The sequence below is a fragment of the Saccharothrix lopnurensis genome, from assembly GCF_042658445.1.
In the GTDB taxonomy this organism is placed as follows: domain Bacteria; phylum Actinomycetota; class Actinomycetes; order Mycobacteriales; family Pseudonocardiaceae; genus Actinosynnema; species Actinosynnema lopnurensis.
The window spans coordinates 28,817-51,369 of the sequence record NZ_JBHSQO010000033.1 but is presented as its reverse complement, the minus strand read 5'-3'; the positions used below and the strand labels follow the sequence as shown (position 1 = coordinate 51,369).

Below are 22,553 nucleotides of genomic sequence, written 5' to 3'. Positions count from 1 at the left end.
CGTCCCGGCCCACCCCTCCCATGTGGCGGAACGCTCAGCCCGCGCCGCCGCCCGCCGGTTAGGCTCCTCTGCCGGGGATGAACCGGCAGGAGGCAGGGGATGACGAGCACCGGTGGTCCGCGGAAGTGGCTGACCGTCGCCGAGGAACTGGCCGCCGGGCTGCGCGTGGACGCGGCCGAGCGCGACCGCCTGGGCGCCGAGCCCACCGCCGAAATCGAGGTGCTGCGGCGGTCGGGCCTGCTGTCGGTCCGCGACTGGGCCACCCGGCAGGCGGTGACCCGGGTGGTGGGCGCGGCGGACGCCAACATCGGCCACCTGCTCGGCTACCACTACCTCCAGGTGTGGCGCTGCGGCCTGTTCGACAACCCGGCCTTCGACGCCGGTGACGGCCTGTTCTGGGCGGGCGTGAGCAACCCGCTGGACGCGGCGCTGCGGCTCGACCCCGTGGACGGCGGCTTCACCGCCTCCGGCCGCAAGACCTTCGCCACCGGCGCGTCCGTGGCCGACCGCCTCGTGGTCAGCGCCACCCGCGCCGACACCGGCGAGAAGCTGACCTTCACCCTGGACGCCCGCGCCGACGGCATCGCCTACGCCGGCGACTGGGACAACATCGGCCAGCGGCTCACCGCCAGCGGCGGCGTCGCGTTCGACTCGGTGTTCGTCCCGCACGGGCAGGTGCTGGGCGGTCACGACACGGCCACTCCCCGCCTGTCCCTGGCCGCCCTCGGCTTCCAGCTCGTGCTGGCCCAGCTGTACGTCGCGCTCGCCGAGGGCGCGCTGGCCGAGGCCGCCCGCTACACCCGCACCACCACCCGCCCCTGGTTCCTCAGCGGCGTGGACCGGGCCGTCGACGACCCGTACGTCCTGGCCGCCTACGGCGAGCTCGTCGCCGACGCGCAGGCCGCCGGCCTGCTCGCCGACCACGCCTCCGAGCTGCTGCGCGCCGCCTCCGAGCGCGGCGCCGGCCTGACCGCCGACGAGCGCGCCGAGGCCGCCGCGGGGATCTCCGCGGCCAAGGTCGTCTCCACCCGGGTCGCCAACCAGACCACCGGCCGGGTGTTCGAGCTGTGCGGGGCCCGCGCCACCGCGGCCGGCTACGCCTTCGACCGGTTCTGGCGCAACGCCCGCACGCTCACCCTGCACGACCCCGTGTCGTACAAGGCGCGCGAGGTCGGCGCGCGCTTCCTGACCGGCGAGCCCGCCCCGTTCACCGGGTACAGCTGATGGAGCCGGTGCTCGCGCGCAGCGTCCGCCTGGAGCCCGACGGCGTGCACGTCCTGGACCGCCGGAACTTCCCGTTCGAGCGGGTGTGGGTGCGCTGCGCCACGGTGGCCGAGGTCGCCGCCGCGATCGAGGACATGGTCACCCAGTCCTCCGGCCCGTACTTCGCCGCGCTGTGGGGCATGGTGCTGGCCGCCCGGGAGGCCCGCGGCCTGCCCCGCGCCGAGGCCCGCGCGTCCCTGGAGCGAGCCGGGGAGCTGCTGGTGAGCACCCGCCGCACCAACAACGCGCTGCGCAAGGCCGTGGCCGCGGTGCTGGCCGGCGTGGACGCCTCCGACGACCTCGAAGCGGGCGCGCTGGCCGGCGCGCACGCGGGCGACCGGCGCTACCGGGACCGCAGCCGCAGGCTCGGCGAGGCCACCGCCGCGCTGCTGCCCGACGACGGCGCGGTGCTCACCCACTGCTGGGCCGACCTGTACCTGACCGAGACCGTCAAGGCGGCCCAGGCGCGGGGCAAGCGCTTGCGGTTCGTGTGCACGGAGACCCGGCCCTACCTCCAGGGCGCCCGGCTGACCGCGGAGACCCTGGGCGAGATGGGCGTGGACACCACCCTCATCACCGACGGCACGGGCGCGGCGGTGATGTCGGCCGGCGAGGTCGACGTGCTGCTGACCGCCGCCGACCGGGTCACCATGGACGGGCACGTGGTGAACAAGGTGGGCACGCTCGGCCTGGCCGTCGCCGCGCACGCCTTCGACGTGCCGTTCCTGGCCATGGTGCAGGCGCCCGACCGGCTCGCCCCGACCGCCCGCGACGTGCCGATCGAGCACCGGCCGGGCGAGGAGGTGCTGCACACCCTGGGCCGCCGCACGGCCTCCGACCGGGCGCGCGGCCGCTACCCCGCCTTCGACGTCACCCCGCCGCGGTTCGTGACCACCGTGGTGACCGACCGCGGTGCGTACGCTCCGCACGAGCTGGCCGACTACTACGCCGAGGACGTTCATGACTGACCGGATCACCACTGAGTGGGTCGTGCTGGACATCGAGGGCACGCTCAGCGCCACCGACCAGGTGCTGGTCACCCTGTACGACTACGCGCGCCCGCGCCTGGGCCCGTGGATCGACGGGCACCCCGACGACCCGGCCGTGGTCGAGGCGGTCGCGCGGGTGCGGGAGCTGTCCGGGGTGGGTGGCGGCACGGACGAGCTGGTCGCGGTGCTGCACGGCTGGATGGACTCGGACCGGAAGGTCACCCCGCTCAAGACCCTCCAGGGCCTGATCTGGCAGGAGGGCTACGCGCGGGGCGACCTGGTCGCCGAGTTCTTCCCGGACGTGGTGCCCGCGCTGCGCGAGTGGCACGCCGCCGGCGCGCGGCTGGCCGTGTTCTCCTCCGGCTCGGTGGCCGGGCAGGTGGCGTTCTTCCGGCACACCACCGACGGCGACCTCACCCCGCTGTTCGAGCACCACTTCGACACGGTCAACGCGGGCCCGAAGCGCGAGGCCGGGTCCTACCGGAAGATCGCCTCCGCGCTGGGCTCCGACGACATCACCTTCTACTCGGACGTGCCCGCCGAGCTGCACGCCGCCGCCGAGGCGGGCTGGCGCACGGTCGGCGTGGCGCGGCCGGGGGAACCCCAGGAGCACGCCGACTTCGGTCCACACCGGACCACGGACTCGCTGTGAGACCCGGAGAAGCGGACCCCGGAGAAGCCGACCCCGGCGAACACGTCGGCCGGGCGCTGGCCGCCGAGTGCGCCCGCTACGCCGCGATGGGCTGGATGCGGGGCACGTCGGGCAACCTGTCGGTGGTCGTGGGCCGCGACCCGCTGCGGCTGGCCGTGACGGTCAGCGGCAAGGACAAGGGCGAGCTGACGGCCGACGACGTGGTGCTGGTCGACGCCGCGGGCCGCACGGACGACCCGGTGCGCGTGCCCTCCGCCGAGGCCGCCCTGCACGGCCGGATCGCCGCGGTGTCCGGCGCGGGCGCGGTGGTCCACGTGCACGCCCTCGCGCCCGTGGTGGCCGCCGAGCGCTCGCCCGGCGGGGTGGGGCTGCGCGACCTGGAGATGCTCAAGGGCTTCGGGCGGCACGCGCACGACGACCTGGTCGTCGTGCCGGTCGTGCCGAACAGCCAGGACATGCGGGTGCTCGGCGACGCGTTCGAGGCGGGCTTCCGGCCGGACGTGCCCGCCTTGCTCGTCGCCCGGCACGGGGTGTACGTGTGGGGGGACGACCTCCTCCAGGCCCGCCACCGGCTGGAGTGCCTGGAGTGGCTGCTGCGCTTCGAGGTCGGGATCTCCTGAGGAAGAGGGTGCGGGCGCGATGACGTTGCTGACCGTGTGGCCGGACACCGGACCGGGGACCGTGGTGCTGCGCACCGCCGACCCGGCCGAGATCGCCGTCGAGCTGAAGCGGCTCGGCGTCCGCTACGAGCAGTGGCCCGTCCTGCCCGGGGTGACCGCGGCGAACGCCCTGGACGCCTACCGCGACCGGGTCGAGCGGGTCACCGGGACCGAGGGCTACGTCCTGGTCGACGCGATGGAGATGACCCCCTCGGACGACCCGGCGTGGCGGGAGACGGCCGCCGGGTCGCGCGCCAGGTTCCTGGCCGAGCACACCCACGACGACGACGAGGACCGGTTCTTCGCGCGCGGGGCCGGCGTGTTCTACCTGCACGTCCAGGGCCGCGTGCACGCGGTGCTGTGCGAGGCGGGCGACCTGCTCAGCGTGCCCGCGAACACCACCCACTGGTTCGACATGGGCACCCGGCCCGACTACGTGTCGATCCGGTTCTTCCACGACGACGAGGGCTGGGTCGGCAACTTCACCGGCAGCGACATCGCCCGGTCGTTCCCGACGTTCGACCAGCTCATGGCGGGTCACCGAGCGAGCTGAGCTCGGCGGCCAGGTTCCGCGCGGCCCGCGCGCCCCAGCGGGCGCGCGCCGCGGGCGTGGCGTACAGCGGGTCCCGGTCGAGCAGGGACCACAGCACCGCGCCGCGCCCGACCCGCCAGGCGTCGTCGGGGACGTGCGCGTACTCGGCGCGCACCGCCCGCCGGTAGCGCTCGTAGTCCGCCGGCTCCGAGCCGAGCACGGCCAGGTCGGCGTCCAGCAGCAGCCGCGCCAGTCCGTCGTCCGAGGTGTGGTCGGTGGTGGCGAGCACCAGCTCCGCGACCCGCTCCGCCTGCGGCAGCCCGGCCAGCCGCGCCCGCGCCCACCCGGCGCTGCGGCGCTCGTCCTCGCCGGGCCGGCCGTCGTAGACCACGTCGTGCGCCAGGGCGGCCAGCACCAGCACCGCGCGCTCCTCCGCCGTCCGGTCGGCGGCGAGCGCGGTCACGTCCCGCACGACGGCCAGCACGTGGTCGGTGTTGTGGTAGCCGCGGTGCGGCTCGGCGTACCGCTCGGCCAGGTCGCCGGGCGGGTGGTCGCCGCCCAGCGCGCGGACGGCGTCGTGCCACAGGGCCTCCGGATCGCGCACGGGGTCATCCCACCGCACGGGTCCGAAGAAATCCATCGTCCGCCGATACGCCCTTACGGTCCACGGCGATACACCGGGTGGAGGACTCCTTCGACTCCGCGAGGTGCACCATGCGCACGACGACCCGCGCCCTGCTCACGGCCGCAGCCGTGCTCTCGGCGGCCCTGGTCACGACGGCCCTGCTCTCGGCACCCCTGCTCTCGGCGGCCACCGCCGGCCCCGCGCTCGCCCGGGCCGGTGACAGCCGGGCCACCGCCGTGGTCGGCGACGTCCGCCCGGACTCTCCGGGCGACGCCTGCGACGTGGTCGGCCTGCCCGGCGACGAGCTCGTGCCGCCCGCCGACACCCACACCCGCAACGGTCCCTACCTCGACGTGGTGGCCTTCCCGCCGGGCCGGGAGCTGACCGGCGTCGTGGTGGCCGGCGGCGGGGCTTACCACGTCTACCCGGCGGCCACCCTCCACGACCTGCCCTGGGAGGGGCTGCGGGCGCCGCTCGACCAGGACGACCTGCTCCCGGCCGTCGAGCACTGGTTCGCGTGCGCGATCGCGGTGGCGACCACCTCGCCCACCACCGACAGCACCGCCGCCACCTCCCTGGACGCCCCGGTGACCAGCCCGAACGGCGCCGCCCCGGTCGCCACCTCGCCCCGGCCCACGACCACGCGCACCACCGCGACCGCGGCCACGGCCACACCCGCCGCGACCACCCGGAGCACGACGACCACCGCGCCCGCCGCCCCGGCCGCCGACGCCAGGCCCGCCGGTCTCGCGACCACCGGGGCCGCCCCCGCCGGGGCGGTGGTCCTCGGCCTCGCCCTGCTGGTCACGGGCCTGGCGCTGCTCGCCGCCACCCGGTCCCGCCGCCCCCGGCACCGGCCCGCCCACCGGCTGTGACCTGCGCTACCTCGCCCGCGCCGGCAACCGGCCCAGCCGAACCCCCGGGAACCGGGCCGTCTACGATCCGAGAAGCCGACGGGCCCGCCCGCCGGTCATGCCAGAACCAGCACAGGCAGGAGGCACCGTGACGGCCGTAGCCCCGCAGCCGATCGCTACGCGGCCCTTCGGGACTCGCAAGGCGGTCAAGGGTTCGTTCCTGCTGCGGATGTTCCGCACCACGGACCACAAGCAAATCGGCATCATGTACCTGGTCACCTCGTTCGCCTTCTTCATGGTGGGCGGCGCGATGGCCATGCTGATCCGGACCGAGCTGGCCCGACCGGGGATGCAGTTCCTCTCCGCGGAGCAGTACAACCAGCTGTTCACCATGCACGGCACGATCATGCTGCTGCTCTACGCGACCCCGATCGTGTTCGGCTTCGCGAACTTCATCCTGCCGCTCCAGATCGGCTCGCCGGACGTGGCGTTCCCGCGGCTCAACGCCTTCTCGTACTGGCTGTACCTGTTCGGCGGCCTGATCGTGATGGCGGGCTTCCTCACGCCGGGCGGCGCGGCCGACTTCGGCTGGTTCGCCTACACGCCGCTGTCCAACGCCATCCACTCGCCCGGCGCGGGCGCCGACCTGTGGATCACCGGCCTGGTCGTCGGCGGTCTGGGCACCATCCTCGGCGCGGTCAACATGATCACCACCGTGGTCTGCCTGCGGGCGCCCGGCATGACCATGTTCCGGATGCCGATCTTCACCTGGAACATCCTGGTGACCAGCGTGCTGGTGCTGCTGGCGTTCCCGATCCTGACCGCCGCGCTGCTGGGCCTGCTGGCCGACCGGCACCTCGGCGCCCACGTGTTCGACCCCGCCAACGGCGGCGTCATCCTGTGGCAGCACCTGTTCTGGTTCTTCGGCCACCCCGAGGTCTACATCGTCGCGCTGCCGTTCTTCGGCATCGTGTCGGAGATCTTCCCGGTGTTCAGCCGCAAGCCGCTGTTCGGCTACAACGGACTCGTCTACGCCACGCTGGGCATCGCGGCCCTCTCGGTCGCCGTGTGGGCCCACCACATGTACGCCACCGGCGCGGTGCTGCTTCCGTTCTTCGCCTTCATGACCTTCCTGATCGCCGTGCCGACCGGCATCAAGTTCTTCAACTGGATCGGCACCATGTGGAAGGGGCAGCTGACGTTCGAGTCGCCGATGCTGTTCAGCATCGGCTTCATCGTCACGTTCCTCTTCGGCGGCCTGTCGGGCATCCTGCTGGCCGCGCCGGCGATCGACTTCCACGTCTCGGACACGTACTTCGTCGTCGCGCACTTCCACTACGTGCTCTACGGCACGATCGTGTTCGCCACCTTCGCGGGCATCTACTTCTGGTTCCCGAAGATCACCGGCCGGATGCTGGACGAGCCGCTGGGCAAGCTCCACTTCTGGACCACGTTCCTCGGCTTCCACGCCACGTTCCTGGTGCAGCACTGGCTGGGCAACGAGGGGATGCCGCGCCGGTACGCGGACTACCTGGCCGGTGACGGCTTCACCACGCTGAACATGATCTCCACGATCGGCGCGTACATCCTGGGCGCGTCCACGCTGCCGTTCATCTACAACGTGTTCAAGTCCTACCGGTACGGCGAGACCGTGCACGTGGACGACCCGTGGGGCTTCGGCAACTCGCTGGAGTGGGCGACCTCCTGCCCGCCGCCGCGGCACAACTTCACCGAGCTGCCCCGCATCCGCTCCGCGCGCCCGGCGTTCGAGCTGCACTACCCGCACATGATCGAGCGGTTGCACGACGAGGCCCACGTGACCTTCACCGGCAAGTCGATCCCGCACGAGCAGGCGAAGGCCGCGCCGTCGGAGAAGGCCGCCCAGGCGGTCCAGTCCGGCACGGCCTCGGAAGGCACCGAGGGCGACCACAAGTAACCTGTGGCGCAGGTTCAACGACGAGCCCCGGCCCGCCCACGGCGCCGGGGCTCGTCGCTGTCTGGCATAGGAGCCATCGTGACCAAGCCCACCGCCACGCCCGTCCTGATCACGGTCACCGGACCGGACAAGCCGGGGGTGTCCTCGGTGCTGTTCGCGGTGCTGACCCGGCACGGGGTGGACATCCTCGACGTCGAGCAGGTCGTCATCCGCGGCCGGCTGGTGCTCGGCGTGCTCGTCGGCGCCGACCGCGACCCCGAAGGTCTCCAGGAGGCCGTCGAGCAGGCCATGGCGACGGTGTCCATGCAGGTCGAGGTGGAGATCGGGGCCGACTCCCGGCGCACCGCCCGGCTGGAGTCGAGCCACGTGCTCATCCTGCTCGGCCGCCCGGTGACCGCCCGCGCGTTCACCGAGGTGGCGCGGCGGCTGGCCGCGCTGGGGGTGAACATCGACGCCATCCGGGGCGTGGCCGACTACCCGGTCACCGGCCTGGAGCTGCGGGTGTCCGTGGCCGCCGACACGGCGGAGGGCGACGCGGACCTGCGGGCGGCGCTCGCCGAGGTGGCGGTGCGCGGCGGGCTGGACATCGCGGTGGAGCGGGCCGGGTTGACCCGGCGCGCCAAGCGGCTGGTGGTGTTCGACGTCGACTCCACGCTCATCCAGGGCGAGGTGATCGAGATGCTGGCCGCGCACGTCGGGGTGGAGCCGCGGGTCAGGGAGATCACCGAGGCGGCCATGCGCGGCGAGCTGGACTTCGCCGAGTCGCTGGAGCGCCGGGTGGCGCTGCTGGCCGGCCTGGACGAGTCGGTGCTCGACGAGGTGGCCGAGTCCCTGGAGCTGACGCCGGGCGCCCGGACCACCGTGCGCACGCTCAAGCGGCTCGGGTTCCGCTGCGGCGTCGTCTCCGGCGGGTTCACCCGGGTGATCCAGCGGCTGGTCGACGACCTGGGCCTGGACTTCTGCGCGGCCAACGAGCTTGAGGTCATCGACGGCAAGCTCACCGGCCGGGTGGTCGGCGAGGTGGTCGACCGGGCGGCCAAGGCGGTGGCGCTGCGGCGGTTCGCCGAGCAGGAGGGCGTCCCGATGGGGCAGACCGTGGCCGTGGGCGACGGGGCCAACGACATCGACATGATCGGCGCGGCCGGTCTGGGGGTGGCGTTCAACGCCAAGCCCGCGCTGCGCGAGGTCGCGGACACCGCGCTGTCGCACCCGTTCCTGGACGCCGTGCTGTTCGTGCTCGGCGTGACCAGGGCCGAGGTGGAGGCCGCGGACGCGGCGGACGGCCTGGAGCTGAACCGGCTGTGAACCCGGTGCTGGAGCTGCTGGTGGACCGCCACCACGCCACCGACGTGGAGGACCCCGCGGCGGTGCGGGCGATGCCGGTGGTGCTGCGCGTCGAGCGGTCGGCGCCGCCGTCGCGCACGGAGGTGCTGGAGGCCGCGGCGGCGGCCGCGGTCGCGGTGTGCCTGGACGAGCGGGCCCTGCCCGGCGGCGAGTGGCACGAGGAGGTGGTCGCGTGGGTGCGCGGCCGCATCCGCAAGGTGTCGCGGCGGGCCAGGGGCGCGCACTGGGAGGCCGTGCTGGCGCTGCCCGGGGTGACGGTCGAGGTCGGCGGCGCGCAGGTGCGGGCGTTCGTGCCGGGGCTGGTCTCCGAGCTGCCCCGGGAGCTCCGCCGGTTGCAGGTCTCGGGCAGCGACCTGCCGCCGGACGAGCCGGGACCGGTGCCGCCGGGCGCCTACGAGCTGTGGCTGAACCCGCGGGTGGTGATGACCGCGGGCAAGGCCGCCGCGCAGGTCGGGCACGCCTCGATGCTGCTCGCGCCGCGCCTGTCGGAGGCCCGGTTGGACGAGTGGGCGGCGGTCGACCACCGGTGCGCGGTCCGGACGCCGTCGGCGGCGGACTGGGACCGGCTGGTGGCGCGGCCGGACGTCGTGCTGGTCCGCGACGCCGGGTACACGGAGGTCGCACCGGGTACCGCGACCGTGGCGGTGAACTCCCGCTTCGGGTGAGGTTTGATCCGTCCTGTTCAGGGCAACCATCCCTGACGTGGCCCTGTTGGACGTAGTGGACGCCCGGATCGGTGACGGGCTCGAAAGCCTGCTGTGCGCGCACCACTCCCGCCGGCTGCGCAAGCTGGGCTGGGGTTCGGTGTTCGCCGGGGAGGACGGCTGGTGGTCGCCCCGGAGTCCCGTGCGGGACGGCAACCGGGTCGACGTCCTGGTCGACGGGCACGAGCTGCTGCCCGCCGTGGCCGAGGCGATCTCGTCGGCGCGCGAGTCTGTGCACCTGGCCGGCTGGTGCATGAGCCCCGACTTCCAGCTGACCCGCGAACCGGGCGCGCCGACGCTGCGCGAGCTGCTGGCGGCGACGGCGGAGCGCGTGCCGGTGCGGGTGCTGCTGTGGGCGGGCCCGCCGGTGCCGATGTTCGAGCCGACGCGCAAACGGGTCCGGGCCGCCCGGGAGGAGTTCATGCGGGACAGCGCCGTGTCCTGCGTGATCGACGCCCGCGAGCGGACCATGCACTGCCACCACGAGAAGATCGTCGTGGTGGACGGCTCCGTCGCCTTCGTCGGCGGCATGGACCTCACCGCCGTGGAGGGCGACCGGCACGACACGCCGGAGCACCCGCCGCGCCACCCGCTGGGCTGGCACGACATCGGCACCCGGCTGCGGGGGCCGGTCGTGGCGGACGTGGCCGAGCACTTCCGGGCCCGGTGGCAGGAGATCGCGGGCGAGGAGCTGCCGCCCGCGCCGGTGCCGGGGCCGGCGGGCACCTCGTCCGCGCAGCTCGTCCGGACCATCCCCGAGCGCACCTACGACTTCGTGCCGCGCGGCGAGTTCAGCCTGCTCGACTCCTACCTCAGGGCCCTGCGCTCCGCGACGCGCCTGGTGTACCTGGAGAACCAGTTCCTGTGGTCGCCCGAGGTGACCGAGATCCTGATCGAGAAGCTGCGCACCCCGCCGGACCCGAGGTTCCGGGTCGTGCTGGTGCTGCCGCGCAAGCCGAGCAACGGCGCCGACACCACCCGGGGCCAGCTGGGCCGGATGATCGACGCCGACGACGGCGGCCGCCGGCTGATCGCCGCCACCCTGTCCTCGCACGACGGGCAGACCTCGTCGTCGGTGTACGTGCACGCCAAGCTGGCCATCGTCGACGACCGCTGGCTCAGCGTCGGGTCGGCCAACCTCAACGAGCACTCCCTGTTCAACGACACCGAGGTCAACGTGGTCACCGACGACGCCGACCTGGCCCGCCGCACCCGGCTGCGGCTGTGGTCCGAGCACCTGCGGCGCCCGGTCGAGGAGCTGGACCGCGCGCCGGAGGACGTGGTCGACGGGCTGTGGCGGGACCTGGTCGAGTCGGAGGGCGACCACCGGGTGACCTCGCTGCCGGGGGTGTCCCGGCGGGCCGGTCGGCTCCAGGGGCCGCTGCGCGGCCTGCTCGTGGACGGCTGAGGCGGGCGCGCCCGTAACGGCCCGCGCCGCGGACCCGATTCCAGCGGCGGGGGAGCCGACGAGAGGCAGGTCCGGGTTGTCGCGGTTCGAGGACGAGTTGGACCGGGCGCTGGACGAGCGCCGGGCCGCGGACCGGTCGACGGCGGAGGCCGGCGCGGAGGCGGTGCGCCGCAACGCCGCGGCGCGGGCCGAGGCGACCCGCCGGCTCGGCGACGTGGCGGGGCGGCTCCGCGACTTCCTGACCCGGCACGGGGTGCCCCCGGTCCAGGTGGTGGCCGAGGTGAGGGGGCGGTTCCTGGGGCCCCGCCTGGTCACCCTCTGCACCGGCTGGCAGCTCCACCCGTTCTTCGTCACCACCGAGGGCCGGCCCGTGACCTTCGGCGCCGACGTCCGCCGCTTCGGCAACGCCGGGCTGAGGCACCGCGTGAAGCCGGGGCAGCACTACCAGGGCACCTACGCGGACGCCGCCACCGCCGTGGTGCCCTACGAGCGCGGGGTGCCCGCCGCGACGTTCGTCGGGGACGCGCGGCCACCCGGCTACTTCCGGTCGGTCGCGGACTTCAACGCCTACTACTACGGCGACCTCCACCGGCCCGGCGTCGAGCTGCCGCAGGTGGGCGACGCGCTGCTGCTGACCCGCTCCGACTCGGACCTGCACCTGGCCGTGTACGACACCTACGACCGGTGCTACCAGGTCAGCGCGCTGCACGAGCAGCTGCGCGACGCGGCGCTCAAGCGCGTCGACGACTGCGGCTGACCTCGGGGGCGTTGGCCGCGTCCAGCCGCTTCAGCGCCGCCCGCACCACCTCCGGGTCGTAGGTGGTCCAGAACGGCGGCAGGGACGCCCGCAGGAACCCGCCGTAGCGGGCGGTGGCCAGGCGGGGGTCCAGGACGGCCACCACGCCCTTGTCGCTCATCGACCGCAGCAGCCGCCCCGCGCCCTGCGCCAGCAGCAGCGCCGCGTGGGTGGCGGCCACGGTGAGGAACCCGTTGCCGCCGCGCGACTCGACCGCCTTCTGGCGCGCGGAGGCCAGCGGGTCGTCGGGGCGGGGGAACGGGATGCGGTCCATCACCACCAGCTGGAGCGACGGCCCCGGCACGTCCACGCCCTGCCACAGCGACAGCGTGCCGAACAGGCACGTCCGGGGGTCCTCGGCGAACCGCTTCACCAGCTGCCCGGTCGAGTCGTCGCCCTGGCACAGCACCGGGAACTCCAGCCGGTCGCGCAGCGCCTCGGCGGCCGACTTCGCCGCGCGCATCGAGGAGAACAGGCCCAGCGCCCGCCCGCCGGCCGCGTTGACCAGGCCCTCGATCTCCGCCACGTAGGCCGGTTGCAACCCGTCGCGGCCGGGCGGCGGCAGGTGCCGCGCCACGTACAGGATGCCGCTGGTGCCGTGCGAGAACGGCGAGCCCACGTCCAGGCCGGTCCAGCGCGGCGCGCCCGGGTCGGACGGCGGCTCCTTGTCGGTGGCGGTGCCCGGCGCCTTCACCGCCGGGGAGGACGCCGGCAGGCCCCACTGCCGCGCCAGCGTGTCGAACGTGCCGCCCAGGGTCAGCGTCGCCGAGGTCAGGACCGTGGTGCGCTTGCCGAACAGCCGCTCCCGCAGCAGCCCGCCCACGCCCAGCGGCGCGACCCGCAGCGACGCCGTCCGGTCGCCGTGGTCGCCCGACACCCACACCACGTCGTGGTCGTCGTCGAACGCCTCCAGGATGCGCACCGCGCAGTCGTGCACGTCGTCCAGCAGCGTCAGCGCCAGCTTGCGCGAGGCGGCGCCCTCGACGTCCTCCTTGCGCTCCGGCCCGAGCGAGGTGATGCACGCGTGCGTCGCGTCCCGGGTCGCCTTCAGCGCGCCGGCCACCGCCTGCGGCAGCGCGTCGAGCCGCCCGGCGGGCACGTCCTCCAGCACCATGGCCAGCCCGTCGGCCGCCTCGGCCAGCCGGTCGGCGACGCCCTGGTCGATGAGCCGCCCGCAGCGCCGCGCCGCGGTCGACACCAGCGACCCGCTCAGCTCCTCGGTCGCCACCGAGGTGATGCGGTCGACCAGGTCGTGCGCCTCGTCGATCACCACCACGTCGTGGTCGGGCAGCACCTGGTAGCCCTCCAGGGCGTCCACGGCGAGCATCGCGTGGTTGGTGACCACCACGTCCGCCCGGCCCGCCTCGCCCCGCGCCCGCTCGGCGAAGCAGTCGGTCCCGATCGGGCACTTGGCCACGCCCAGGCACTCCCGCGCGGTCACCGACACCTGCCGCCACGCCTGGTCGCTCACGCCGGGCACCAGCTCGTCGCGGTCGCCGGTCTCGGTGTCGGAGGACCACTCGTGCAGGCGCTTGACCTCGCGGCCCATCCGGGACACGGCGAACGGGTCGAACAGGCCCGCCTCCTCCGGCTCGTCGGGCGCGCCGGTGTGCAGGCGGTGCAGGCACAGGTAGTTGCGGCGGCCCTTGAGGATGGCGAACCGGGGTTCGCGGCCCAGCTCCTTCTTCAGCGCCTTGGCCAGCCGGGGCAGGTCGCGGTCCACGAGCTGGCGCTGGAGCGCGATGGTGGCGGTGGAGATGACGACCGTGGACTCCTCGGCCACCGCGTGCCGCAGCGCCGGTACCAGGTAGGCCAGCGACTTGCCGGTGCCGGTGCCCGCCTGGACGGCCAGGTGCTCGCCGGTGCGGATGGAGCGCTCCACCGCCTCGGCCATCTCGACCTGACCGGTCCGCTCGGCTCCGCCCACCGCCTCCACGGCGACGGCGAGCAGGGTTCTGGTGTCGGGGATGGCGGTGGTGGCGGGCACGGCGAAGACCGTACCCGCCGGCACCGTCGGTCCTCGCGGGCGTCAGACCGCGGCGAGCACCCGGTTCCCCAGGGCCACGACGGCTTCCCGGTGCGCCGCGGTCAGCTCGACCCGCTCACCGCGCCGCGCGGCGAGCAGGTCGCGCAGCTCGTCGGCCAGGTCGGGCCAGTGCTCGGCGGCCAGCTCGCCGGCCCTGGTCTTGGACACGACCTCGCCGGTGCGGATGGTGTGCCACTGCCGCGCCGGGCCGAACGCGACCCACAGCACGCCGTCGCGGTGCCCGGGACCGGTCACCCCGGCCACCAGCTCCAGCAGCGGCCGCCAGTACTCGACGAGGTTGCGCCGGCAGTACGCCTCGACCTCGTCCCGCGTCACGGCGAACCGCGGCCGCGGCCCGCGCAGCGTGGTCGAGCACCGGTTGAGCTGGTGCAGCAGCACGGGCGTCACGTCGTGGCCGGGCCCGGGGTGGAACGCGCCGTCCCGCCCCCACGGCCCCGGCTCGCCGTCGACCAGGCAGACCAGGTCCAGCTCCGGGGTCAGCGCCGCGGCGAGCGCGGCCAGGTCGTCCGGGCCCGGCACGCGGGACAGCTCCAGCACCAGGTCGAGGTCGGACCCGGGCCGGTGGTCGCCCAGCGCGGCGGAACCCACCACGTGCGCGGCGCGCACCAACCCGGGCGCCGACCCGTCCAGTGCGGCTGAGAACGCCTCGCTCACCTGCGGCGGACCAGCAGCCACGCGGCGGGCAGCAGCCCGGCGGCCAGGGCGATCTTCAGCGCGTCGCCCAGCAGGAACGGCGTCACGCCGAGCCGGAGCGCCTGGCCGAACCCGACACCGGCGGCGGCCATCAGCCACGGCACGCCGCACGCGTAGATCGCCAGGTTGCCCAGCGCCATGGTGCCGGCGGTCCGCAGCGGGGTGCGGTCGCCGCCGCGCCCGGCCAGGTGCCCGACCAGCGCGCCGGCCAGGACGAACCCGACCACGTAGCCCAGCGAGGCGGGCGTGCCCGACGCGCCGCCCTGGAACCACGGCACGCCCGCGACGCCGGCGACCAGGTACAGCGCCATCGAGACACCGCCGCGCCGCCAACCGAGGGCCGCGCCGACGAGCAGGGCCGCGAACGTCTGACCGGTGATGGGGACCGGGCTGCCCGGCACCGGCAGCACCACCTGGGCGGCCAGGCCGGTGAGGCCGGCGCCGGCGACGACCAGCGCGACGTCGCGCGCCAGGGAGCCCGGCACCAGGTCGGCGAGGACCGCGCGACGGCCGGGAACGGCGAGGACGGACACTTCGAACCTCCTACGGGATCGACTTCCCCGGGAGGCTAACCGCCGATTCCCGGTCCGGTCCTCGTCGGAGGGCCGCGGAGCCGGTCCGGAGTTGCCCACGTCACGCCGCGCCGGTCCCTCGACCGGGGATCGCCCGACAGGGCTATGTGCTGACCATCGGACGGGCGTTCGACTCACCACACCCCCGGATCGAGTGACAACGTGAAGTCTTTTCGGGGCTGATTCCACCTTCAGTGGTCCCGGTTGCGCGCTTCGGGTGGAGCGCTTGGTCCGTTGCGGGCAGCACCCCTCAGCCCGGCCGGTCGTGGGCCGATAGGGCAATACCCACCCGGACACACCCGCCCGGACACCCCGCGAGGACACCCCCGCCCGGACACCCCCGCGAGGAAGGAGCCCCGCGCGTGCCCGAACGGCGTGCCGCCCCGCGGTCGCCGGGGCACCGCGTCCCCGGCGCCCCGGTACCGCGATCCCGGTGCCGGGGCGCCGCACCCCCGCGGAGACGGGAGCGAGCAGAGATGGGAGCAAGGTGAAGGAAGTCCTGCTGCTGGCGGGCACGAGACCCGAAGCGGTGAAGATCGCCCCCGTGGCGCTGGCCCTGGCCGACCACCCCGTGCTGCGGCCGGTGATCGTCCACGCCGGCCGGCACCCCGACCCGGTCGACCGGGCCCTGCGGGCGTTCGGCCTGCGGCCGGACGTGGAGCTGGACGTGCCCCGCGCCGCCGGCACCCGGGCCGAACTGCTGGCCGCCCTGGTCCCGGAGGTCGACCGCGTGCTCCGGGTGCGTGACCCGGCCGTCGTCCTGGTGCGGGGCGACTCGACGACGGCGCTGGCGGGCGCGCTGGCCGCGTTCTGGCGCGGCACCCCGGTGGCGCACCTGGACGCCGGCCTGCGCACCGGCGACCCGGGCGGCCCGCTCCCCGAGGAGGGCGCCCGGCAGATGATCGCCCGGATCGCGGCCCTGCACCTCGCGCCCACCGACGACGCGGCCGCCGCGCTGGTCGCGGAGGGCCTGGTGGACCGCGAGATCGTGGTCACCGGCAGCACCGCGGTGGACGCGGTGCGCCGGGTAGCCGCCGCCGACCAGCCCGCCCGCGACCCCGGACTGGCCCTGCTGGAGCGCGTGCTCGACGAGCGCTCCGAGCGGCTCGTGCTGGTCACCGCGCACCGGCGGGAGTCGCGGGGCGAGCCGCTGGGGCGCGTGCTGCACGCGGTGCGGGAGATCGTGGACCGGCACCCGGACGTGCGGGTGCTCCTGCCCGCGCACCCGGACCCGGCCGCGCGCTCGACCGCGCCGGAGGCGCTGGGCGGGCACGAGCGGATCGTGGTGAGCGGGCCGCTGGACCACCCGGACCTGGTGCGGGCGCTGCGGCGGGCCGCGCTGGTGCTCACCGACTCGGGCGGCCTCCAGGAGGAGGCGCCCACGTTCGGCGTGCCCGTGCTGGTGCTGCGCGGGACGACCGAGCGGACGGCCGCGGTCGACGCGGGCTACGCCTGGCTGGTGGGCACGGACCCGATCCGCGTCCTGGCCGAGGCGGGCTGGGTGCTGGGCTCCCGGCTGCGGCTGCCCACGGGGCGCAACCCGTTCGGCGACGGCCACGCCGCGTCCCGGGTGCGCGGCGCGCTGGAGCGGCTGATCGGCCTGCCGGCGGACTTCGCCACCGCGCGCCTACCCATCCGCATCCCCACCTGACCGCTTCCGCGGCCCGCCCGCTCTCACCCCACCTCACCCGATCTCACCCGATCACCACGGGTGACAAACCACTCGACCAGGTAAGAGATGCGTCCCCGGCGGGTGACTTGCGGGCGGGTTCGACGCGGCACGCCGCCCCGGCGCGGGTATTCATGCGCAGGAATGAGGAGGCAACACCATGAACCACACCCGAGCGCGCCGGGTAGTTCCGGTGACCGCGGCGCTCGTGCTCGGCCTGGTCGCGGCGCCGCCCGCGTGGGCGGCCAACCCGCCGGGCGTGGCGTCGGTCGGCTTCGCCGGTTTCAGCAAGGACGGCACCCAGGTCGACATCGCCCCGCTGGCCCCGTGCGCGGTGGACGGCGTGACCAGCGCGTCGTCGGAGGCGGTGGTCCGCCAGGGCATCCGCTTCGGCCCCGGCACCTCGTCGTGCACGACCACGGTGGTCGACCCGACCAACCACACGACCACCACGACCTCCGAGGCGAACGGCACGGAGTTCGAGCTGTCCACGCTGGTCGCGGAGGGCGGCCCGCGCCTGCGCATCGGCAAGTGGCGCGTCACCTGCACCGCCACCGACCGGGGGACCGGCACCGACTGGGGCCTGAACGGCCTCCAGGGCTTCGCCGGCCTGCCGGACGAGATCCCCCCGGCCTACCGCCACGAGATCAGGTCCGCCTCGGGCGCGGTCCTGGCCGTGGCCACCTTCAACGAGAACACCACCCCGGAGCCGAACGACGGCAGCATGGCCCTGACCATGCTCCGCATCACCTTCGCCCCGGACTCGAAGGCCACCGGCCAGGTGGTCGTGGGCACCGCGGCCTGCTCCCCGACCCCCTGACCCCCTCACGCGGGCGGAGGCCCCCACCTCCGCCCGCCCCAAGATCCCGCGCGAGTCGAACACCCAGGACGACCGTGTCGAACACCCGGGACCCCCGAGTTCAACACCCGCGCCGACCGCTCACCCCACCCGGGGCGTGCCCGACAGCGCCACACCGGCCTCGTCCAGCGTCGCCAACGCGGTGTCCACGGTCGTCCGCGCCACCCCCGCCGTCAGGTCCAGCAGCACGGTGGTCCGGAACCCGGCCCGCGCCGCGTCCAGCGCCGTCGCCCGCACGCAGTGGTCCGTGGCGATCCCCACCACGTCCACCTCCTCCACGCCCCGCGCCCGCAGCCAGTCCACCAGTTGCTCGCCACCGCCCGAGGTCCCCTCGAACCCCGAGTACGCCGCCGCGTACGCGCCCTTGGAGAACACCGCCTCCACCGCCGTCACGTCCAGCTCCGGGTGGAACGACGCCCCCGCCGTCCCCGCCACGCAGTGCACCGGCCACGAGTCCACGTAGTCCGGCTCGGAGCTGAAGTGCCCGCCCGGGTCCACGTGGTAGTCGCGCGTCGCCACGACGTGGTCGTACGACCCGGCCGCCACGTGGGCCGAGATCGCCGCCGCCACCGCCGCACCACCGGCGACCGCGAGGGAGCCCCCCTCGCAGAAGTCGTTCTGCACGTCCACCACGACCAGCGCCTTGCCCATGAGATCGGCCTCCTTCACAGGAACGTCGTCGGAACAGCGGGTTCGCCCCGGGACAGCTTGAGGCCCTCCCACGGCACCGTCACCAGCGCGGCGCGCAGCCGCTCCCGGCTCTGGGCCAGGGTGTCCAACCCCCCCACCCGCTGTCCACCGCGGATCAGCGGCACGGCCAGCAGCCGGTCGTGCTCGCCCACCTCGACCTCGGCCGAGTGCGGGAACACGACCTCCTCCAGCGCCGTCCCGGTCTCCTTGTGCCGCCGCAGCGAGCTCTTGCGCCCGCCGCGGGACTCCTTGTGCGAGCTGCGCTTGGCCACCGGCCGCCCGTCCACCTCGACCAGCTTGTAGACCATGCCCGCGGTCGGCGCGCCCGAGCCCGTCACCACGGACGTGCCCACGCCGTAGGCGTCCACCGGCTCGGCCCGCAGCATCGCGATCGAGTACTCGTCCAGGTCGCCCGACACCACGATCCGGGTGTTGCGCGCGCCCAGCGCGTCGAGCTGGTCCCGCGCCTGCCGCGCCAGCACGCCCAGGTCGCCGGAGTCGATCCGCACCGCGCCCAGCTCCGGCCCGGCCACCCGGACCGCGGTGTCGATGCCGTTGGTGATGTCGTAGGTGTCCACCAGCAGGGTCGTGCCCACGCCCAGCGCCTCGACCTGGCCGCGGAACGCCTCCTCCTCGGTGTCGTGCAGCAGCGTGAACGCGTGCGCGCACGTCCCGGAGGTCGGGATGCCGTGCCGGCGGGCCGCCTCCAGGTTCGAGGTCGCGGTGAACCCGGCCAGGTACGCGGCCCGCGCCGCCGCCACCGCCGCCTCCTCGTGCGTGCGGCGCGAGCCCATCTCGATCATCTGCCGGCCGTTGGCCGCGCCGACCATGCGGGCGGCGGCGGAGGCGATCGCCGAGTCGTGGTTGAGGATCGACAGGGCCAACGTCTCCAGCACCACGCCCACCCCGAACGGGGCGCGCACGGACAGGACCGGCGAGCCCGGGAAGTACAGCTCGCCCTCGGGGTAGCCGTCCGCGTCGCCGGTGAACCGGTAGTCCGCGAGCCAGTCGAGCGTGGCCCGGTCGACCACGTCGGTGCGCTCCAGCAGCTCCAGCTCCTCCGCCGAGAACGTGAAGGACTCGATGGCGTCGAGCAACCTGGCCGTGCCCGCGACCACGCCGTACCGCCTGCCCTCGGGCAGCCGCCGGGCGAAGACCTCGAACACGCACGGGCGGTCCGCGGTGCCGTCGCGCAGGGCTGCGGCGAGCATCGTCAGCTCGTAGTGGTCGGTGAACAGGGACGTCGACATGGGAAGAGAGCCTAAAGCCGTTCGACCGGGGACACCTGTGGGCTCCACCACCCGCCGGAACATGACACCATTGGCGGTATGACCACGCCCGTCGAACAGGAACGGACGCAGGCCGACCCGGTGGGGGAGGAGGTCCGCGCCGAGGACCGCCCCTGGCAGACGCTGGTCTGGAACGACCCGGTCAACCTGATGTCCTACGTGACGTACGTGTTCCAGAAGCTCTTCGGCTACAGCCGCGACCACGCGACGAAGCTGATGCTGGACGTGCACCACAAGGGCCGGGCGATCGTGTCGTCCGGGACGAAGGACAAGGTGGAGGCCGACGTGGCCAAGCTGCACGCGGCCGGGCTCTGGGCGACCATGCAGCGGTCCTCGTGAAGAAGTGGACCCGCAGGGACGACCTGGTGCTGGGCCGGTTCGACCGGCAGGAGGCCGCCGTGGTGCGCGGCCTGGTGAGCCAGATCCAGGACATGCTGCTCGCCCGCGCCGAGGAGGCGCCCCAGGACGAGCTGGCGGAGCTGACCGGCATCCGGACGGGGCCGTCGTCGCCGCCGGACGACCCGATCCTGGGCCGGCTGCTGCCCGACTTCCACCGGCTGGACCCCGACGCGCCGGACCCGTCCGAGGTCGACTCGGCCAACGCCCTGCGCTCGCTGCACGAGCCCGCGCTGCTGGACCAGAAGACCGGTGCGGCCGGGGTGGTGCTGGAGACGTGCCCGCCGGACGGCGGTGAGGTGCGGCTGCGGCTGGAGCAGGCCGAGGCGTGGCTGTCGGCGCTCAACGACGTGCGGCTGGCGCTGGGGACGGCGCTGGACGTGCAGGACGAGATGCCGGACGACCTGCCGCCCGACGACCCGCGCTCGCCCCACCTGGGCGTCTACCAGTGGCTGACCTGGGTGCAGGAGACGCTCGTCGAGGCGGTCATGGACTGATGCTGGTCGGGCGGTCCGCCGGGGTCGTGGTGGTGCTGGCGCCCGCCGGCGCGGTGGCCGGGGTGGACGTGCGCGGCGCGCCGGTCGGCACGCGCGAGCTGGACCTGCTGGACCCGTCGACGCTGGTGGAGCGGGTCCACGCGGTCGTGCTCGCGTCCGGCGGGCTGGCGGCGGTGGACGGGGTCGTGCGGTGGCTGGCGGCGCGCGGGCACGGGTTCCCGGTGGGGCCCCGGTCGCACGAGGTCGTGCCGATCGTGCCCGCGGCGGCGGCGCTGGGCCTGGTCGGCGGCGGGGACGTCGGCGACGGGGCCGCGGCCTGCGAGGCGGCCGCCGAGGAGCCGGTGGAGGCGTTGGCGCTGGTGGGGGAGACCGCGGTGGGCCTCGTCGTGGTGGAGGCCGAGCTGACGCGGGCGCAGTGCCGGAGGGTCGCGATCTCGGCCCGGGACGGGTTCGCGCGGGCCGGGGTGGACGTGCCGTCGACGGTGTTCGCGGTGGCCACGGGCGTGCCCGCGGGGGCGGCGCCGGACGAGCTGGGCGCGCGGGCGGCGGATGCCCTCGAACGGGTGGTTCTCGGCGCTTGATCGGGGGACACGTCGATCGCGGGTGTGGAACTCGGGGGTCCTGGGCGTTCGACACGGTCGGTCCGAACGTTCGACTCGCGCGGGGTGGGGTACCCGGTCGGCATGTCTGGTGTGAAGAAGCTGCTCAGGTGGGTCGAGTCGAGTACCGCGCTGGACAAGGCGGCCGGTGCGCTGGCGGAGGTGATCCCGCCCGCCCTGCGGCGCCACCAGGTGACCGACGTGCTGCGCGGGCGCCCGCTCGGCCACCCCGCGCACCCGGCGGTGGTGCTGGTGCCGATCGGCATGTTCGCCGCGTCCACCGTGCTCGACGTGCTGCCGGGCGAGAGCCGGGCCGCCCGCGCGCTGATCGGCCTCGGACTGGTCGGCTCGCCCGCCGCCATCGCGACCGGGCTCGCCGAGTACACCGCGCTGGACGAGCGGCAGCGGCGCACGGCGTTCGTGCACCTCGTGGCCAACGCGACCGCGACCGCCTGCTACCTCACCTCCTTCCGGCTGCGCGGGCACGGGTTCGGCGGCGTGGCGCGGGTCGTCTCGCTGGTGGGCCTGACGGCGGTCGGGGTGGGCGGCCTGCTGGGCGGCCACCTGTCCTACGCCCAGGGCGCGGGGGTCGGGCGCGACCGGATGGCACTCGGGCCGGCGGCCGTCGAGCAGGTGCCGGAGTGGGATGTCTCACGGGGCGGGACGCCTTCCGCCACCACGTAGGATGGGCGCGTGCTGGTGATTCGCCGTGACCTCGTCGACGAGATGGTGGCGCACGCCCGTCGTGACCACCCCGACGAGGCATGCGGGATCATCGCGGGCCCCGAGGGCTCCGACCGCCCGGAGCGCTTCATCGCGATGGACAACGCCGAGCGCTCGCCGACCTTCTACCGCTTCGACTCGATGGAGCAGTTGCGCGTCCACCGGGAGATGGGCGCGAACGACGAGGAGACCGTCGTCGTCTACCACTCCCACACCGCGACGGAGGCGTACCCGTCGCGCACGGACATCTCCTACGCGAGCGAACCGCAGGCGCACTACGTGCTCATCTCCACCCGGGACCCCGAGCAGCACGAGCTGCGCTCGTACCGGATCGTGGACGGTGTGGTGACCGAGGAACCGGTCGAGGTCGTCGAGTCGTACATGTTCTCGCACACCGGCGCCGACGACACGCCCGACTGTCCCTGACAGCGCGCGTCTCACCCCTCTTCACCCAACCCGGTTCCCCGGAGGTTCCAGCATGGCCGTCACCGTCTCGATCCCCACGATCCTGCGCACGCACACCGGCGGGCAGAAGTCCGTCGAGGCGTCGGGGACCACGCTCGCCGAGGTGATCGACAACCTGGAGGACAACCACGGTGGCCTCAAGCAGCGCCTGGTCAAGGAGGGCACGCTGCACCGCTTCGTCAACGTCTACGTCAACGACGAGGACGTGCGCTTCGCGGGTGGGCTGGAGGCCGCGGTGAAGGACGGCGACACCGTCACGATCCTCCCGGCCGTCGCGGGCGGCTGATCCGCC

25 protein-coding genes are annotated in these 22,553 nt (G+C 74.5%); 19 read left to right on the top strand and 6 right to left on the bottom strand.

Annotated features, from left to right (window positions below; all coding sequences use genetic code 11):
• The first annotated feature begins 99 nt into the window (after positions 1-99).
• The 5 genes from ACFP3R_RS26210 to ACFP3R_RS26190 are packed head-to-tail and all read left to right on the top strand — an operon-like array spanning position 100 to position 4,116.
• Positions 100-1,224: an acyl-CoA dehydrogenase family protein gene (locus tag ACFP3R_RS26210; RefSeq protein WP_380639343.1), complete on the top strand. Its 1,125-nt coding sequence runs from the start codon at positions 100-102 to the stop codon at positions 1,222-1,224.
• Positions 1,224-2,231: a s-methyl-5-thioribose-1-phosphate isomerase gene (locus ACFP3R_RS26205; protein ID WP_380639341.1), complete on the top strand. Its 1,008-nt coding sequence runs from the start codon at positions 1,224-1,226 to the stop codon at positions 2,229-2,231. The genes ACFP3R_RS26210 and ACFP3R_RS26205 overlap by 1 nt, the downstream gene beginning before the upstream one ends.
• Positions 2,224-2,904, top strand: a complete 681-nt coding sequence (gene mtnC / locus ACFP3R_RS26200; protein WP_380639339.1) for an acireductone synthase — start codon at positions 2,224-2,226, stop codon at positions 2,902-2,904. The genes ACFP3R_RS26205 and mtnC overlap by 8 nt, the downstream gene beginning before the upstream one ends.
• Positions 2,901-3,524, top strand: coding sequence for a methylthioribulose 1-phosphate dehydratase (gene mtnB, locus ACFP3R_RS26195; RefSeq protein WP_380639337.1), 624 nt, complete (start codon positions 2,901-2,903; stop codon positions 3,522-3,524). The genes mtnC and mtnB overlap by 4 nt, the downstream gene beginning before the upstream one ends.
• A 19-nt stretch (positions 3,525-3,543) precedes the next feature.
• The gene (locus tag ACFP3R_RS26190; protein WP_380639335.1) at positions 3,544-4,116 is read left to right on the top strand and encodes a 1,2-dihydroxy-3-keto-5-methylthiopentene dioxygenase; all 573 of its coding nucleotides are present in this window, start codon (positions 3,544-3,546) and stop codon (positions 4,114-4,116) included.
• Here the strand turns inward: ACFP3R_RS26190 and ACFP3R_RS26185 are convergent.
• A complete protein-coding gene (locus ACFP3R_RS26185; RefSeq protein ID WP_380639333.1) occupies positions 4,091-4,699 on the bottom strand; it encodes an HD domain-containing protein in 609 nt (202 codons plus the stop codon). The two genes, ACFP3R_RS26190 and ACFP3R_RS26185, sit on opposite strands and share 26 nt — an antisense overlap.
• Positions 4,700-4,809: 110 nt before the next feature.
• Between ACFP3R_RS26185 and ACFP3R_RS26180 the strand changes: the two genes are divergently transcribed.
• From ACFP3R_RS26180 to ACFP3R_RS26155, 6 genes are all read left to right on the top strand, one after another.
• Positions 4,810-5,595, top strand: coding sequence for a hypothetical protein (locus tag ACFP3R_RS26180; protein ID WP_380639331.1), 786 nt, complete (start codon positions 4,810-4,812; stop codon positions 5,593-5,595).
• Between the two features lie 127 nt (positions 5,596-5,722).
• Positions 5,723-7,510: an aa3-type cytochrome oxidase subunit I gene (gene ctaD, locus ACFP3R_RS26175; protein WP_380639329.1), complete on the top strand. Its 1,788-nt coding sequence runs from the start codon at positions 5,723-5,725 to the stop codon at positions 7,508-7,510.
• Between the two features lie 78 nt (positions 7,511-7,588).
• Positions 7,589-8,815: a phosphoserine phosphatase SerB gene (gene serB, locus ACFP3R_RS26170; RefSeq protein ID WP_380639327.1), complete on the top strand. Its 1,227-nt coding sequence runs from the start codon at positions 7,589-7,591 to the stop codon at positions 8,813-8,815.
• The gene (locus ACFP3R_RS26165; RefSeq protein ID WP_380639325.1) at positions 8,812-9,519 is read left to right on the top strand and encodes a peptidyl-tRNA hydrolase; all 708 of its coding nucleotides are present in this window, start codon (positions 8,812-8,814) and stop codon (positions 9,517-9,519) included. Before serB ends, ACFP3R_RS26165 begins: the two co-directional genes overlap by 4 nt.
• A 37-nt stretch (positions 9,520-9,556) precedes the next feature.
• Complete coding sequence (locus ACFP3R_RS26160) at positions 9,557-10,966, top strand: phospholipase D-like domain-containing protein (RefSeq protein ID WP_380639323.1); 1,410 nt, start codon at positions 9,557-9,559, stop codon at positions 10,964-10,966.
• Between the two features lie 76 nt (positions 10,967-11,042).
• Entirely contained in the window at positions 11,043-11,723 is a 681-nt protein-coding gene (locus ACFP3R_RS26155) for a hypothetical protein (RefSeq protein WP_380639321.1), read from the top strand.
• On the opposite strand, the gene ACFP3R_RS26150 is transcribed toward ACFP3R_RS26155, so the two are convergent.
• The 3 genes from ACFP3R_RS26150 to ACFP3R_RS26140 are packed head-to-tail and all read right to left on the bottom strand — an operon-like array spanning position 11,698 to position 15,035.
• Positions 11,698-13,749 carry an ATP-dependent DNA helicase gene (locus ACFP3R_RS26150; RefSeq protein WP_380639399.1) on the bottom strand — a complete coding sequence of 684 codons (2,052 nt, stop codon included), beginning with the start codon at positions 13,747-13,749 and terminating at the stop codon, positions 11,698-11,700. The two genes, ACFP3R_RS26155 and ACFP3R_RS26150, sit on opposite strands and share 26 nt — an antisense overlap.
• Positions 13,750-13,791: 42 nt before the next feature.
• Positions 13,792-14,463 (bottom strand): nucleotidyltransferase domain-containing protein, encoded by a 672-nt coding sequence (locus ACFP3R_RS26145; protein ID WP_380639319.1) that lies wholly within the window; start codon positions 14,461-14,463, stop codon positions 13,792-13,794.
• On the bottom strand, positions 14,460-15,035 hold the full coding sequence (locus tag ACFP3R_RS26140; RefSeq protein WP_380639317.1) for a biotin transporter BioY: 576 nt from the start codon (positions 15,033-15,035) through the stop codon (positions 14,460-14,462). Before ACFP3R_RS26140 ends, ACFP3R_RS26145 begins: the two co-directional genes overlap by 4 nt.
• A gap of 526 nt (positions 15,036-15,561) precedes the next feature.
• Between ACFP3R_RS26140 and wecB the strand changes: the two genes are divergently transcribed.
• Together wecB and ACFP3R_RS26130 are read left to right on the top strand one after the other, a co-directional pair.
• On the top strand, positions 15,562-16,725 hold the full coding sequence (gene wecB / locus ACFP3R_RS26135; protein ID WP_380639315.1) for a non-hydrolyzing UDP-N-acetylglucosamine 2-epimerase: 1,164 nt from the start codon (positions 15,562-15,564) through the stop codon (positions 16,723-16,725).
• A gap of 178 nt (positions 16,726-16,903) precedes the next feature.
• Complete coding sequence (locus tag ACFP3R_RS26130) at positions 16,904-17,563, top strand: hypothetical protein (RefSeq protein ID WP_380639313.1); 660 nt, start codon at positions 16,904-16,906, stop codon at positions 17,561-17,563.
• Between the two features lie 120 nt (positions 17,564-17,683).
• Here the strand turns inward: ACFP3R_RS26130 and ACFP3R_RS26125 are convergent, their stop codons facing one another.
• Both ACFP3R_RS26125 and ACFP3R_RS26120 read right to left on the bottom strand, forming a co-directional pair.
• Positions 17,684-18,253 (bottom strand): isochorismatase family protein, encoded by a 570-nt coding sequence (locus tag ACFP3R_RS26125; RefSeq protein ID WP_380639311.1) that lies wholly within the window; start codon positions 18,251-18,253, stop codon positions 17,684-17,686.
• A gap of 14 nt (positions 18,254-18,267) precedes the next feature.
• On the bottom strand, positions 18,268-19,542 hold the full coding sequence (locus ACFP3R_RS26120; RefSeq protein WP_380639309.1) for a nicotinate phosphoribosyltransferase: 1,275 nt from the start codon (positions 19,540-19,542) through the stop codon (positions 18,268-18,270).
• A 78-nt stretch (positions 19,543-19,620) separates the two neighbouring features.
• Between ACFP3R_RS26120 and clpS the strand changes: the two genes are divergently transcribed.
• The 6 genes from clpS to ACFP3R_RS26090 all read left to right on the top strand — a co-directional run bounded on the left by clpS (position 19,621) and on the right by ACFP3R_RS26090 (position 22,547).
• A complete protein-coding gene (clpS, locus tag ACFP3R_RS26115; protein ID WP_344036853.1) occupies positions 19,621-19,920 on the top strand; it encodes an ATP-dependent Clp protease adapter ClpS in 300 nt (99 codons plus the stop codon).
• Positions 19,917-20,474 carry a DUF2017 domain-containing protein gene (locus tag ACFP3R_RS26110; protein ID WP_380639307.1) on the top strand — a complete coding sequence of 186 codons (558 nt, stop codon included), beginning with the start codon at positions 19,917-19,919 and terminating at the stop codon, positions 20,472-20,474. The genes clpS and ACFP3R_RS26110 overlap by 4 nt, the downstream gene beginning before the upstream one ends.
• Positions 20,474-21,055, top strand: coding sequence for a P1 family peptidase (locus ACFP3R_RS26105; protein ID WP_380639306.1), 582 nt, complete (start codon positions 20,474-20,476; stop codon positions 21,053-21,055). Before ACFP3R_RS26110 ends, ACFP3R_RS26105 begins: the two co-directional genes overlap by 1 nt.
• Positions 21,056-21,157: 102 nt before the next feature.
• Positions 21,158-21,757, top strand: a complete 600-nt coding sequence (locus ACFP3R_RS26100; RefSeq protein ID WP_380639305.1) for a DUF2231 domain-containing protein — start codon at positions 21,158-21,160, stop codon at positions 21,755-21,757.
• Between the two features lie 9 nt (positions 21,758-21,766).
• Positions 21,767-22,222: a M67 family metallopeptidase gene (locus ACFP3R_RS26095; RefSeq protein WP_380639303.1), complete on the top strand. Its 456-nt coding sequence runs from the start codon at positions 21,767-21,769 to the stop codon at positions 22,220-22,222.
• A gap of 52 nt (positions 22,223-22,274) precedes the next feature.
• Entirely contained in the window at positions 22,275-22,547 is a 273-nt protein-coding gene (locus ACFP3R_RS26090; RefSeq protein ID WP_380639301.1) for a MoaD/ThiS family protein, read from the top strand.
• The last annotated feature ends 6 nt before the right edge of the window (positions 22,548-22,553 follow it).

Coding starts and splice junctions, on each gene's coding strand:
- ACFP3R_RS26210 (WP_380639343.1), top strand. CDS start 100: ATGACGAGCACCGGTGGTCCGCGGAAGTGGCTGACCGTCGCCGAGGAA.
- ACFP3R_RS26205 (WP_380639341.1), top strand. CDS start 1,224: ATGGAGCCGGTGCTCGCGCGCAGCGTCCGCCTGGAGCCCGACGGCGTG.
- mtnC (WP_380639339.1), top strand. CDS start 2,224: ATGACTGACCGGATCACCACTGAGTGGGTCGTGCTGGACATCGAGGGC.
- ACFP3R_RS26190 (WP_380639335.1), top strand. CDS start 3,544: ATGACGTTGCTGACCGTGTGGCCGGACACCGGACCGGGGACCGTGGTG.
- ACFP3R_RS26180 (WP_380639331.1), top strand. CDS start 4,810: ATGCGCACGACGACCCGCGCCCTGCTCACGGCCGCAGCCGTGCTCTCG.
- ACFP3R_RS26130 (WP_380639313.1), top strand. CDS start 16,904: ATGAACCACACCCGAGCGCGCCGGGTAGTTCCGGTGACCGCGGCGCTC.
- ACFP3R_RS26125 (WP_380639311.1), bottom strand. CDS start 18,253: ATGGGCAAGGCGCTGGTCGTGGTGGACGTGCAGAACGACTTCTGCGAG.
- ACFP3R_RS26120 (WP_380639309.1), bottom strand. CDS start 19,542: ATGTCGACGTCCCTGTTCACCGACCACTACGAGCTGACGATGCTCGCC.
- clpS (WP_344036853.1), top strand. CDS start 19,621: ATGACCACGCCCGTCGAACAGGAACGGACGCAGGCCGACCCGGTGGGG.
- ACFP3R_RS26105 (WP_380639306.1), top strand. CDS start 20,474: ATGCTGGTCGGGCGGTCCGCCGGGGTCGTGGTGGTGCTGGCGCCCGCC.
- ACFP3R_RS26100 (WP_380639305.1), top strand. CDS start 21,158: ATGTCTGGTGTGAAGAAGCTGCTCAGGTGGGTCGAGTCGAGTACCGCG.
- ACFP3R_RS26090 (WP_380639301.1), top strand. CDS start 22,275: ATGGCCGTCACCGTCTCGATCCCCACGATCCTGCGCACGCACACCGGC.